This is a genomic window from Flavivirga abyssicola (assembly GCF_030540775.2).
Lineage (GTDB): Bacteria > Bacteroidota > Bacteroidia > Flavobacteriales > Flavobacteriaceae > Flavivirga > Flavivirga abyssicola.
On record NZ_CP141266.1, the window covers coordinates 2824702 to 2836838 of the forward strand.

Consider the following 12137-nt stretch of genomic DNA (forward strand, 5'->3'; position numbering starts at 1 on the left):
GATTTTACTTCGCTGGAATAATCTATGTTTAAACACAAGCATCCATACAAACCATTTATACAAAACGATACTAAAAAGTTAATCGTTGGAACATTACCACCGCCTCGGTTTTCAACAGGAGAACTATTAGAAAAAGATGTGAATTTTTGTTATGGAAGCTATTACAATTCACTATGGTTATTTATTGATAAAATTCACAATTTAAACTTACGTTATGATAATTCGCAAGAAGCCATTGCCCAACGCAAACAATTTTTGATTAAAAATAAAATAGGGGTTTGCGATATTGTTGAAAGTGCCGAACGTGAAAAAATTGACGCATCCGATTTAGGGATGCAAAACATAAAACTTCGGGATATTATTGGTTATTTAAAACAATATCCAAATATCGATACGTTGTTGTTTACTGGGGGAAACAGCAAAAATGGACCGGAATATTTTTTTAGAAAACATATACGAGATTATAATATCAAGTTAGAATTGGTTTCAAACGAAATCCCCCGAATTCATCAATTTAAATTACCCGCCAAATTGAGTACTTCGACTCTGCTCAGTACAGGTGTTGTGGACAGCTCATCAAGAATCATCAAAACAGTGTCTTTAACTTCTGGGTCTGGTGCTGCTAATATTTCAATAAGTAGAATTCCTTTATACAAACAATTAAAAGCGAAAAACCCTAAATTCAACACTTTTGATTTTAGGGTCATGCAGTACCGTGAGTTTTTTTGAAGGCTATTTTTTTATAAAGCCTATTTTTAGTTAGTTGTCATATCGAGTGAGGTACGATTGAGACATCACACATGATGCGATTTTATGTTATAATGATTAAGAGATGTCTCACTGCGTTCGACATGACATTTTGATTTTAAACATTAATCCTACTTATACCCCAGCAAATCATCAATAGTATTAGCTGTTACAGAATGATAATTTGATCTTGCTTTGTTATAAATAGCTAAAGCAACATCTGTTTTATCATTTCTTTTAAAGGCTTTATAAATGGTGGAAACATACCAACGTCTGCCAACTTTTATTAAAAAATCTTCAATTTTAGTATCGACATTATTTCCATGGTAGTTGTGATTAATAGCTTGTTCATACCAAACCATAGCGATATACGAATTATTAGAGTTGGTTAAATTGAAAGCTTCGTCAATCATGGTCAAATGTTCCGTTTTAATATCATTAGGGAAGTTCCGAACAAAGTGAACCCATTCTTGAGTTGTCCAATCTTTAGTAAGTGTTTTGTCTACTGTATTGTTTTTAACAAACTGCTGAATTGTTTTTTCAACCGTTTCGAATTTATTGGAAGTAATGATAGCTTGATTATCAGGAATGCCTGCCTTGTAAATCCATTCCTCTGTATTAAATACTATATCCTGTTTTTCTAATAAGTTCTTATTTAAAAACCTAACGAATTTTTCTGTATTGATTGTTGAAAAAGCATGTTTTTGGAAATAGTTTTTTAAGAAACTATCAAATTTTTCACGACCAGCAGTCTCTTCCAATGTTCTTAAAAAAAGATATCCTTTATCGTAAGCAATACTATTCATGCCATCATCGGGATTACGCCCTTTTAAGTTTAGTTTTAGCTTTGTATCGTCTGGGTTATCTTTGAAACCTTCTATCTCTTCTTCTAAATCTTGTCTTCCAATACGAGCCAACATATTAGCTCTATCTTTTCCGTAAAGGGCTTCCATAATACGCATTTCAAAATACACTGTAAAGCCTTCGTTAAGCCAAAAATCATCCCAAGTGGCATTGGTTACCAAGTTTCCAGACCAAGAATGCGCTAATTCATGAGCTATCAGAGATGTTAAGCTTTTATCACCAGCAATTACTGTAGGTGTAGCAAACGTTAATCGTGGATTTTCCATACCCCCAAACGGAAAGCTAGGAGGAAGCACGATGACATCAAATTGTTCCCATGCATATTTTCCGTACAATGCCTCGGCAGAGGCTACCATGTTTTCCATGTCCGAAAACTCATAATGTGCTTTTTCCACCATAGATTTTTCGGCATAAATTCCTGTTCGGTTACTAACGGCTTTATACTCAATATCACCAATAGCAAGTGCAATTAAATAAGGAGAAATAGGCTGTGCCATTTTAAAAGAGTAATGACCATCTGGTGTTTTTACTTTAGGATTTTCAGCACTCATAACAGCCATTAAATCACTTGGCACCTGTACTTTTGCATTATAAGTAATTCTAATTTGTGGGCTGTCTTGAATAGGTATCCAAGTTCGTGTTAAAATAGCTTGGCCTTGTGTGAATAAAAAAGGATGTGTTTTATCTGCAGTTTGTTGAGGTTTTAACCATTGTAAAGCTTCTGTTTCTTGAGTGGTCTTATAAAAAACAGTGATACGTTTTGTATCCTTATGAATATCTATTTTTAAAGCATTTCCTAGTTGTTCATCAAAATCATCTAAAGAAAATGTGGTGTCTTTACCATCTGCTTGCACACTTTCTATAGCTAAGAATTTTGAATCAAGGATAATTTGTGATGCCTTATTATTTTTAATTAAATAAGATGCTTTACCTTGTATTATTTCTTTATCAAAATCCACATTAATATCTAAATCCAGATGTGTTATGACAGCTTCATTGGGTTTAGAAAAAGAATGTGGTTCTTCAATATAGCCAGGTGTTGTTGTATTTTGCTTGTTAGAACAGCTTGATATTAAGAGTACTAAACACCCTAATTGTAATGCAATTTTTTTCATACTAAATTTTAGTGTTTTTAAACGATGGACGAAGTTAGTTGTTTTCTTTTAAAATGAATAATTAAAAGGTCGTGGAGAAAATTAGCTGTACATTTGCGCCTTAACCAAAGAGGTGGTGTTTAATTTGTAAATTGTCATCTCATTTTCCCAGTAAAAAGGGCTTACCAAACAATTTATATGTCATTTAACTCATTAGGCTTATCTCAGGCCTTACTAAAAGCTGTTAGCAAAAAAGGATACACAACACCATCGCCTATACAACAAAAAGCAATTCCACCTATTTTAGAAGGGAAGGATGTTTTAGCATCTGCACAAACCGGTACAGGGAAAACAGCTGGTTTTACGTTGCCACTTTTGCATTTTCTTTCTGAAAATCCTAAAGAAAAGTATAGACCAATACGTGCCTTAATATTAACACCAACTAGAGAGTTAGCAGCGCAGGTATATGATAACGTAAAGGAGTACAGCGAGTTTTTAAATCTAAGAAGTGCTGTTATATTTGGAGGGGTAAATCAGAAACCACAAGTAGCAAGGATTCGTCAGGGTATCGATATTTTAGTAGCTACACCTGGACGTTTATTAGATTTAGAAAACCAAGGACTATTATCTCTAAAAAGAATTGAAATGTTTGTTTTAGATGAAGCGGACCGCATGTTAGATATGGGGTTTTTACGCGATATTGAACGGGTGATAAAAATGATGCCAACCAGAAGGCAAAATTTGATGTTCTCGGCAACATTTTCAAAAGACATAAAGAAATTAGCACATGGTATTTTGCATAACCCGGTGCAGGTTGAAGCTACGCCAGAAAATACAACCGTTGAAGCCATAAGTCAGAAGGTTTATCGCGTTGCAAAAGGTTTAAAAACGGGTTTAATTATTAAATTGATTTCTGATGGCAACTGGAAACAAGTGCTTGTTTTTACGCGTACTAAACACGGTGCCAATAAGCTTTGTAAAAAGATGATAAGTTCTAATATTAGTGCAGCTGCTATACATGGTAACAAGAGTCAAGGTGCTAGAACAAAAGCTTTGGCAGGTTTTAAAAATGGAAGCATTCGTGTTTTAGTGGCCACGGATATTGCAGCCAGAGGTTTGGATATTCCTTTATTACCACATGTTATAAATTTTGAATTGCCTAATATTTCTGAAGATTATGTGCATAGAATAGGCAGAACGGGAAGAGCAGGAGCTAAAGGAGAAGCCTTATCTTTGGTTAGTGCAGATGAGACAACATATTTGAGAGACATAGAAAAGTTGATAGCGATGAAGCTTCCTGTAGAAATTATTGAGGGTTTTGAGCCTGATCCCAATGCTTCCACTGTTCCTGCAAAACAACAGCGTGGTGGTAGGAATAGGAATAAAGCTAGAAGTCATTCTAATTCTGGAAATTCAAAAGCAAGAGGACAAAGAAGTAATAATTCCAGTCGTCGCCCTAAGAAAAATAATGATAGAAGACGTTAAATATTATGCAGAACATTTTAAAGGATAAGATTATTGAGGTTTGTAATAAAAAAATAAAAAATAAGGGTACCAATGTAGGGGTCTCTTTTTATGCTTTTTTTGCAAATAAAAATGATAATCCGGAGCTGCTTATGGAAGCGGCAACTTGGTGGATTATGGAGCATAAGCTAGATCATTTTGAGAAAGCTGTGAAAATTAAAAGTTTAGTAGAGTAAATGTTATGGAAACACAGCCTAATAATCCATTACATGGTGTGAAATTAGAACAAATCATTAATGATTTGGTAGCACACTATGGTTGGGAATATATGGGATATACTATTAAGATTAGGTGTTTCACAGATAACCCTTCTGTAAAATCGAGTTTAAAGTTTTTACGTCGTACCCCTTGGGCACGAACTAAAGTAGAAGCTATGTATTTAAATATGTTGAAGCAGCGAAAGAAATCTTAAGTGAATTTTATATTAACGTTAGATATAACAATGAATATATTTAACTAAAAACCAACCATGCCAACACCAATAATGTATTAATAGATTTCCATGTAATTAGTGACTACTCTCTAATTTTTCTATTAATTCTTTAATTTCATGAATAGGCATTTTCGTTACGCATTCAATAAATGAGTCCTCGGCTCCGATAATTAAAGTCCCTTTTTTATCTTCCTCGTAACCAACTTGTTTTATTGAAAACTCAAGCGAACTTATTTCTTTAGTTTTTTTTCCATCCTTGAACCAACCGTAATTGGTTTCATAAGTTATTTTTTGTTCATTAAAATGAATTGTTTCATAACCATAAGTGTTCCACAAGGAAATTCGTAACATGTAAAAACCAATAAGACCAAATAGTCCTATCCAAATTAAAAAACCAATATGAAATCGATATCCTGTTGATATAAATGAAGCTATTCCTATTAATGGAGAAAAAAAGAAAAGAAAAGTAAACAAGAACATTATTGATCTTACAAAAACAGGTGATCTTTTAACTCTTAAAATCAATTGATTATTGCTTATTTCGTACGATTTCATTTTTCTTAAAAATTAAAGTTTTAATTCCCGCAATTGTTTCAATCCTTCATAAACGACAATACTTACTGCATTTGCAATATTTAAACTTCTAACATGTTCACTATATAAAGGTATTTTAAAAAGTTTATTTTGATTGGCTTGAATGAGAGGTTTTGACAAACCTACGGACTCTTTCCCGAAGATTAAAAACAGGTTATCTTCAAAAGGAATGTCCCAATGATTTTTATTTCCGTGACTAGAGAGAAAAACCATTTTTTGATTTTCATTTCTAAGGAAAAAATCATCAATATTATCATAGTATGTCACTGATAGATGCTGCCAATAGTCTAGACCAGCTCGTTTTAATCGTGTATCATCAATCTCGAAACCAAAGGGTTTTACTAAGTGTAAGTGAGAGCCGGAAGCCAAAGCTAAACGGCCAATATTACCAGTGTTATTAGGGATTTCGGGTTCTATTAAAACAATATTTAACGCCATGATTTAGTTGTCTGATAGAGGTTTTCCAATGTCGTCAATCTCATCAAAATTTGGAGATTTTGGATCTGGACCATATTGATTTGGACCTTTATCACCTTCTGTTGCCATTAAAATTAAAAACCAAATACCGCCAATAAACGGGATGAAATAGACAAATATATACCCTCCGCTTTTCCCAGAATCATGAAGTCTTCTTACGGCTAACGCTATGTAGGGGATAAGGATTCCAAGGAAATATATACCTAAAATAATGGGGAGAATCTCGTTATCAATGAAGTCAGAAATAAGACCAAGTAAAAATGATAGTCCAAATATGATGATTAAGTTAAATAAAAAGAACATCCAAAACTCTTTACGTCTGGCTCTACCACTAAATGTTGCATAATTATTTATTAGGACTTTTAAATACCACTTCATAAAATTTTATTTCTAATTTAATACGGATTTCACGAATTTGTCAAGACTATTTACGCCTTCATTGGTGACATGTTTTACAAATGCACTGCCAATAATAGCTCCTTTGGCATATTGAGTTGCCTGTGTAAAAGTTTGATTGTTACTAATACCAAATCCAACAATTTGAGGATTATTAAGGTTCATATTATCTATGCGCTCAAAGTATTGGGTTTGTTCTTCTCCAAAACCAACTTTGGCTCCTGTTGTACTGGCACTACTAACCATATAAATAAAGCCACTTGAAATGGAGTCTATATAACGAATTCGTTCATCACTGGTTTGTGGTGTTATTAAAAATACATTTATTAAACCATATTTTTCGAAAATGGCTTGGTATTTTTCATGGTATACATCTACTGGTAGATCGGGTATTATTAAGCCGTCAATACCTATTTCCTGACATTTTTTGCAAAAGGCTTCAACGCCATATTGAAACATTGGGTTGAAATAGCCCATAATGATTAAAGGAATATTAACTGATTTTCTAATGTCTTTTAATTGATCAAAAAGCACTTCGGTAGTCATGCCATTTTTTAAAGCTTGTGTAGAACTTGCTTGAATGGTTGGTCCATCTGCTAAAGGATCACTAAAAGGTAGTCCTATTTCGATCATGTCAACACCATTTTTTTCTAAATCTTGAATGATGGAAACAGTATCGTTAATGCTTGGGTAACCTGCTGTGAAGTATATAGAAAGTAATTTCTTGTCTTCTTGTAGTTTTTGGTTTATTCTGTTCATTTTTTTGTCATTCCTGCGAAGGCAGGAATCCATTTTTTAGTTATGTTTTTCTCTCTATTCATTTTTTTGCTTGTCCAAAAACGAACCAAAAAAAGACATCCAAGTCAAGGAATTTTTCAGTTTTGCAAACTGAAAACCAATTTGAAAACTCCGCGTCGAATTGCATTCTCCTGTTTTCGGAGCTTTTCTTCATTTATTCTTCGCCTTGGCAGATCAATTCTGTGAATTGATTTGGGACTTTACCATTTGAATGTTCCATTTTTAATTTCAAGTTCAAGCATATTTTGAATTAGGTTTATATGTATGTTATTTTGTCATTGCGAAGAACAAAGTGACGTGGCAATCTGCTTAATGAGATTCTTCACTTCGTTCTGAATGACACTATATATTATATTTTAAAATATTCAATATAGTTTTCTAAATCCTTATCACCCCGACCAGACAAACTCACAACCACCACATCATCAGGTTTAAATGTTTTCTGTTCAAAAATGGCTAATGCATGCGAACTTTCTATGGCTGGAATGATTCCTTCTAATTTGCATAATTCTAATCCTGATTTCATGGCTTCATCGTCTGTGATTGCCATAAACTCAGCACGTCCAGTTTTGCATAAATGTGCATGCATAGGACCAACACCAGGATAATCTAAACCTGCCGAAATAGAGTAGGGCTCTGTTATTTGACCATCGTTTGTTTGCATCAACAAAGTTTTGCAGCCATGTATAATACCTGCTTTCCCTAGAACTGATGTTGCAGCACTTTCTCCAGAATCAACTCCTAAACCAGCAGCTTCAACAGCAATAATATTAACATCGTCTTCATGTAAATAGTGATAATAGGTACCAGCAGCATTACTGCCACCTCCAATACAGGCAACTATGTAGTCAGGATTTTCTCTTCCTTCTTGTTCTTTTAATTGCCATTTAATCTCTTCAGAAATGACCGATTGAAATTTGGTAACCATATCCGGATAAGGATGAGGGCCGATTGCAGATCCTATAATATAATGTGTATTTACTGGATTGTTGATCCAATCTCTAATGGCTTCGTTGGTAGCATCCTTCAAAGTTCGACTTCCTGAAAGTGCAGGGACAACGGTGGCTCCCAACATTTTCATTCTGGCAACATTTGGAGCTTGTCTTTTAATGTCAATTTCTCCCATGTATACAATACATTCCAACCCCATTAAAGCGCAAACGGTTGCAGTAGCAACACCGTGTTGTCCTGCTCCAGTTTCTGCGATAATACGATGTTTACCCAGACGTTTAGCCATGAGTATTTGACCAATAGTATTGTTTATTTTGTGTGCTCCGGTATGGTTAAGGTCTTCTCGTTTTAAATAAATTTTGGTATTATATTTTTCTGAAAGACGTTTCGCAAAATAGAGTGGGGAAGGACGCCCTACATAATCTTTTAAAAGTTGATCAAATTCTTTTTGAAACTCAGGTTCTGCCATCACTTTTAGATAGTTTTGGCGCAACTCTTCTACATTAGGATATAGCATTTCTGGAATATATGCGCCTCCAAATTCACCATAATACCCTTTTTCGTTTACGTTATAATTCATATTATCTTCTTTTTCGTCATTGCGAATTACGCTTTCGGGCGTAATGTGGCAATCTGTTTGTTTTATAGAAATTACTTTGGTCATTTGTCTTCGACTGTGCTCAGACGGACACTCTACATAATGACGTTATTTCTAAATTCTTTTAATTTCTCAATACTTTTTAATCCTGGCTCTATTTCAAATTTGCTGTTTACATCTAAAGCGTAGCAATATTTTGAAGCTTTACTTTGTTTGAATTTTTTAATGTCTTCAATTTGCTCTAATCCAATACCACCACTTAAAAAGAAAGGTTTTGTTGATGGGTACTGATTTAACACATCCCAATCGAATGTATAACCATTGCCTCCTGGTAATTTTCCTTTTGTATCAAATAAAAAATAATCACAAACATCTTCATAAGGTTTTATAACCTCAAAATTGAATTCGTCTTTGATAGAAAATACTTTGATTATCTCAACCAGAACTTGTTTCGGGTTCTTTTTGTGAGATGCTGAAACTAGTTCAGCATGATGGCGCAAAGCGTCACAGTATTCTGGTGTTTCTTTTCCGTGTAATTGCACTGCCTGAAGTTGATGTGTATTTATTTGTTCAATGACATCTTCCAAACTTTCATTAACAAAAACCCCTACTTTTTTAATAGATTCGGGCAATTCTGGAATATTACTGTTAAAATGTCTTGTAGATTTTTTATAAAATATAAACCCAAGATAGTCGGGTTGCAGATTTGCAACTTGAATTATATTGTCTTCATATTTCATTCCACAAACTTTCAGTTTCATCTCAGTTATCTTCGAAGGAGAGGGGGCTTTGTTTGTTTGTGATATTTTTTTTATTTCTTTTTTCATAAGAGTAAGTGTTCTCCTCCTTTGGAGGAGTTAGAGGAGGCTCTTTATAAATTGTTTGGCGCTTTCACCAGCATTATCTGTTTTCATAAAGTTTTCTCCTATTAAAAAGCCTTGATAACCAAAAGGTTTTAATTCTTTAATAGCTTCAATATTACTAATGCCACTTTCTGAAACTTTTACAAAATCGTTTGGAATAAGCTCACTTAATGTTTTGCTGGTTTCTAAACTAACGTCGAACGTTTTTAAGTTTCTATTATTCACACCTAGCATATCTAATGAAGGCATTACAGATTTATGAAGTTCTTCTTCGTTATGAACTTCTAATAAAACATCCAAATTCAGGCTTTTTGCAAATTCTGAAAATTGTTTGATTTCTTCTCGGGTTAAAATAGCTGCTATTAACAAAATAACATCTGCTCCATATGCTTTGGCTTCCAGCAATTGGTATTCGTCTATAATAAACTCTTTGCGAAGTAATGGTAAATTACAACTTGCTCTGGCAAGCAATAGGTCGTCTAATGATCCTCCAAAATATTTTCCATCAGTTAAAACAGACATCCCACAAACACCGGCATCTTCATAGCCTTTTGCTACATCTTGAACGTTTAAGCTTTGATTTATTACTGATTTTGATGGTGAACGCCTTTTGTGTTCAGCAATAATACCCGATTCACTTTGTCGTAAGCTATTTGCGAGAGAAACGGTTTTTCTTTCAAACAAAACAGATTGTTCTAATTGCGTTACTGGAATTAGGTTTTTACGAAGAGCAACTTCCTCGTGTTTATCTTTTACTATTTTATCTAGTATGGTCATTTTTTAGTGTTCAGTGTTCAGTGTTCAATGTTCAGTTGGCAATATTCAGTATTTAGTGGGCAGACTGCTTACTGCCACTGCATACTGTTAACTATCATTTACTCATTTTTATTAATGTATCTAAACTTGCTTTTGCTTTTCCAGAAAGTAACGATTCTTTTGCTTGCTCGAACCCTTCCTTGTGACTAATTTGTTTTGTGGTTGCTATAGCTAAACCAGCATTGGCACAGACCACATTATTTTGGGATTCGGTACCTTTTCCTTGGATTACATTCATAAATATTTTAGCTGCATCTTCTACCGTATTTCCTCCAAAAATAGATTCTTGAGAAATAGCTGAAATTCCTAAATCTTCTGGAGAAAACATAGTTTCAGAATTATTAGAGATAACCTTTGTATTTCCAGTTAGGGAAATCTCATCATAACCATCTAGAGCATGAACAATACTATAATTTTTGTCTGTATTTTGATATAAATAGCCATATAAACGTAAGAGTTCTAAATTGAACACTCCTACCATTTGATTTTTAGGAAAAGAAGGATTTACCATTGGTCCCAACATGTTAAAAAATGTTTTTACACCTAATTCACGACGAATAGGTGCTACATTTTTCATTGCAGGGTGGAATAATGGCGCATGTAAAACACAAATACCAGCCTTATCAATGGATCGTTTTAAGAAATCTTCATCATTAGAAAATGTAATACCTAAATACTCCATAACGTTTGAAGATCCACAAGCAGAAGACACTCCATAGTTACCGTGTTTGGCGACTTTAATACCGGCTCCAGCTGATACGAAAGACGATAGGGTAGAGATATTAAAGGTGTCTTTTCCGTCTCCACCAGTTCCACATAAATCAATGGCATTAAAATCTTTTAAGTCTATGGCAATACATAATTCTAAAAGAGCATCTCTAAAACCGCGCAATTCTTCCAGTGTAATGCTGCGCATCATAAAAACTGTAAGAAAAGAAGCGATCTGACTTTGGTTATACATACCATTGGATATGTTTACCAATACTTGTTTTGCTTCTTCACTTGAGATACTTTCGTGATTTATAAGTCTGTTTAATAAATTCTTCATTTTTTTCTCTTTTTTATTTGTTCATTTTGTCTTGATACAAAATGAACCAAAAAATCATATCAAAATTAGGAAATTGCTAAAGCACCATTCACTTTCGGAATTACGTGCTTGAAGCTTTGCTTCGCATCTCCATTCCTTCGTTCATTATTTCTGAATTTTGATGATTCCGACTGCGTCGGAAATCCAAGTTCAATTCAAATTTTATTGTTCAATTTTTAATTATAGTTTTTTCAATCGAGTAAGCACTGCTTACTGCTACTGTTTACTGTCAACTAGCTATTAAGCCAGTTTTCTAATATTTTTTTGCCATTTGGTGTTAATACAGATTCTGGATGATATTGTACGCCTTTTACATCGTAAACTTTATGACGTAGAGACATGACTTGTCCGTTTTCATCAAATGACGTGGCTTCCAAACTATCAGGTAAATCAGGATTCACAACCCAAGAATGGTACCTGCCAACTTCTATGTCTTTTTCTAAACCTTTAAAGATAGGTTCGTCATCGACACTAATAGTTACATTTGTTGAAACACCATGATAAACATCGTCTAAATTAATGAGTGATCCACCAAATACTTCACCAATAGCTTGTTGCCCTAAACAAACTCCTAAAATACTTTTAGTAGGGGCAAACCTTTCAATAATAGGTTTTAATAAACCTGCTTCATCTGGAATACCAGGTCCTGGTGATAATACGATCTTATCGAATGGTTCTACATCATCTAAAACCAATTTATCATTTCTAACAACAGTGACATCACAATTTAAGTCTTCTAAATAGTGAACTAAATTATATGTAAAACTGTCGTAATTATCTATAACTAATACTTTTATCATCTTTTTTGTCATTCCTTTGAAAGCAGGAATCTATTTTCTAGTTTAACTTTTTTCTTTGTTCATGTCAAAATAAGGAAATTGCTAAAGCCCCATTT

At 33.8% G+C, this 12137-nt stretch carries 14 protein-coding genes; 4 read left to right on the forward strand and 10 right to left on the reverse strand.

Features of this window, described 5'->3' with window-relative positions; genetic code table 11:
- The first annotated feature begins 24 nt into the window (after nucleotides 1-24).
- Nucleotides 25-729 carry a uracil-DNA glycosylase family protein gene (locus Q4Q34_RS11905; protein WP_303318082.1) on the forward strand — a complete coding sequence of 235 codons (705 nt, stop codon included), beginning with the start codon at nucleotides 25-27 and terminating at the stop codon, nucleotides 727-729.
- 149 nt (nucleotides 730-878) lie between these two features.
- On the opposite strand, the gene Q4Q34_RS11910 is transcribed toward Q4Q34_RS11905, so the two are convergent.
- Nucleotides 879-2726, reverse strand: coding sequence for a M1 family metallopeptidase (locus Q4Q34_RS11910; RefSeq protein ID WP_303318081.1), 1848 nt, complete (start codon nucleotides 2724-2726; stop codon nucleotides 879-881).
- A gap of 177 nt (nucleotides 2727-2903) precedes the next feature.
- On the opposite strand from Q4Q34_RS11910, the gene Q4Q34_RS11915 reads away from it, so the two are divergent.
- The 3 genes from Q4Q34_RS11915 to Q4Q34_RS11925 are packed head-to-tail and all read left to right on the forward strand — an operon-like array spanning nucleotide 2904 to nucleotide 4641.
- Complete coding sequence (locus Q4Q34_RS11915; RefSeq protein WP_303318080.1) at nucleotides 2904-4190, forward strand: DEAD/DEAH box helicase; 1287 nt, start codon at nucleotides 2904-2906, stop codon at nucleotides 4188-4190.
- A gap of 5 nt (nucleotides 4191-4195) precedes the next feature.
- Nucleotides 4196-4405: a DUF6500 family protein gene (locus Q4Q34_RS11920; RefSeq protein ID WP_303318079.1), complete on the forward strand. Its 210-nt coding sequence runs from the start codon at nucleotides 4196-4198 to the stop codon at nucleotides 4403-4405.
- Between the two features lie 5 nt (nucleotides 4406-4410).
- On the forward strand, nucleotides 4411-4641 hold the full coding sequence (locus Q4Q34_RS11925) for a VF530 family protein (RefSeq protein WP_303318078.1): 231 nt from the start codon (nucleotides 4411-4413) through the stop codon (nucleotides 4639-4641).
- Nucleotides 4642-4737: 96 nt separating this feature from the next.
- Here Q4Q34_RS11925 and Q4Q34_RS11930 read toward each other — a convergent pair whose 3' ends face one another.
- The 9 genes from Q4Q34_RS11930 to Q4Q34_RS11970 all read right to left on the reverse strand — a co-directional run bounded on the left by Q4Q34_RS11930 (nucleotide 4738) and on the right by Q4Q34_RS11970 (nucleotide 12042).
- Nucleotides 4738-5217: a hypothetical protein gene (locus Q4Q34_RS11930; protein WP_303318077.1), complete on the reverse strand. Its 480-nt coding sequence runs from the start codon at nucleotides 5215-5217 to the stop codon at nucleotides 4738-4740.
- 12 nt (nucleotides 5218-5229) lie between these two features.
- On the reverse strand, nucleotides 5230-5694 hold the full coding sequence (locus Q4Q34_RS11935; protein WP_303318076.1) for a tRNA (cytidine(34)-2'-O)-methyltransferase: 465 nt from the start codon (nucleotides 5692-5694) through the stop codon (nucleotides 5230-5232).
- Nucleotides 5695-5697: 3 nt separating this feature from the next.
- Nucleotides 5698-6111 carry a DUF805 domain-containing protein gene (locus tag Q4Q34_RS11940; protein WP_303318075.1) on the reverse strand — a complete coding sequence of 138 codons (414 nt, stop codon included), beginning with the start codon at nucleotides 6109-6111 and terminating at the stop codon, nucleotides 5698-5700.
- Nucleotides 6112-6123: 12 nt separating this feature from the next.
- Complete coding sequence (trpA, locus tag Q4Q34_RS11945) at nucleotides 6124-6888, reverse strand: tryptophan synthase subunit alpha (RefSeq protein ID WP_303318074.1); 765 nt, start codon at nucleotides 6886-6888, stop codon at nucleotides 6124-6126.
- Nucleotides 6889-7276: 388 nt separating this feature from the next.
- Nucleotides 7277-8458, reverse strand: a complete 1182-nt coding sequence (gene trpB, locus Q4Q34_RS11950) for a tryptophan synthase subunit beta (protein ID WP_303318428.1) — start codon at nucleotides 8456-8458, stop codon at nucleotides 7277-7279.
- Nucleotides 8459-8571: 113 nt separating this feature from the next.
- Nucleotides 8572-9237 carry a phosphoribosylanthranilate isomerase gene (locus Q4Q34_RS11955; RefSeq protein WP_303318427.1) on the reverse strand — a complete coding sequence of 222 codons (666 nt, stop codon included), beginning with the start codon at nucleotides 9235-9237 and terminating at the stop codon, nucleotides 8572-8574.
- A gap of 96 nt (nucleotides 9238-9333) precedes the next feature.
- Complete coding sequence (trpC, locus tag Q4Q34_RS11960; protein ID WP_303318073.1) at nucleotides 9334-10116, reverse strand: indole-3-glycerol phosphate synthase TrpC; 783 nt, start codon at nucleotides 10114-10116, stop codon at nucleotides 9334-9336.
- A 94-nt stretch (nucleotides 10117-10210) separates the two neighbouring features.
- Entirely contained in the window at nucleotides 10211-11203 is a 993-nt protein-coding gene (trpD, locus tag Q4Q34_RS11965; RefSeq protein ID WP_303318072.1) for an anthranilate phosphoribosyltransferase, read from the reverse strand.
- 272 nt (nucleotides 11204-11475) lie between these two features.
- Entirely contained in the window at nucleotides 11476-12042 is a 567-nt protein-coding gene (locus tag Q4Q34_RS11970; protein ID WP_170179829.1) for an anthranilate synthase component II, read from the reverse strand.
- Between the last annotated feature and the right edge of the window lie 95 nt (nucleotides 12043-12137).

Coding starts and splice junctions, on each gene's coding strand:
- trpA (WP_303318074.1), bottom strand. CDS start 6,888: ATGAACAGAATAAACCAAAAACTACAAGAAGACAAGAAATTACTTTCT.
- trpC (WP_303318073.1), bottom strand. CDS start 10,116: ATGACCATACTAGATAAAATAGTAAAAGATAAACACGAGGAAGTTGCT.
- Q4Q34_RS11955 (WP_303318427.1), bottom strand. CDS start 9,237: ATGAAACTGAAAGTTTGTGGAATGAAATATGAAGACAATATAATTCAA.
- Q4Q34_RS11910 (WP_303318081.1), bottom strand. CDS start 2,726: ATGAAAAAAATTGCATTACAATTAGGGTGTTTAGTACTCTTAATATCA.
- Q4Q34_RS11925 (WP_303318078.1), top strand. CDS start 4,411: ATGGAAACACAGCCTAATAATCCATTACATGGTGTGAAATTAGAACAA.
- Q4Q34_RS11970 (WP_170179829.1), bottom strand. CDS start 12,042: ATGATAAAAGTATTAGTTATAGATAATTACGACAGTTTTACATATAAT.
- Q4Q34_RS11935 (WP_303318076.1), bottom strand. CDS start 5,694: ATGGCGTTAAATATTGTTTTAATAGAACCCGAAATCCCTAATAACACT.
- Q4Q34_RS11905 (WP_303318082.1), top strand. CDS start 25: ATGTTTAAACACAAGCATCCATACAAACCATTTATACAAAACGATACT.
- trpD (WP_303318072.1), bottom strand. CDS start 11,203: ATGAAGAATTTATTAAACAGACTTATAAATCACGAAAGTATCTCAAGT.
- Q4Q34_RS11920 (WP_303318079.1), top strand. CDS start 4,196: ATGCAGAACATTTTAAAGGATAAGATTATTGAGGTTTGTAATAAAAAA.
- trpB (WP_303318428.1), bottom strand. CDS start 8,458: ATGAATTATAACGTAAACGAAAAAGGGTATTATGGTGAATTTGGAGGC.
- Q4Q34_RS11930 (WP_303318077.1), bottom strand. CDS start 5,217: ATGAAATCGTACGAAATAAGCAATAATCAATTGATTTTAAGAGTTAAA.
- Q4Q34_RS11915 (WP_303318080.1), top strand. CDS start 2,904: ATGTCATTTAACTCATTAGGCTTATCTCAGGCCTTACTAAAAGCTGTT.
- Q4Q34_RS11940 (WP_303318075.1), bottom strand. CDS start 6,111: ATGAAGTGGTATTTAAAAGTCCTAATAAATAATTATGCAACATTTAGT.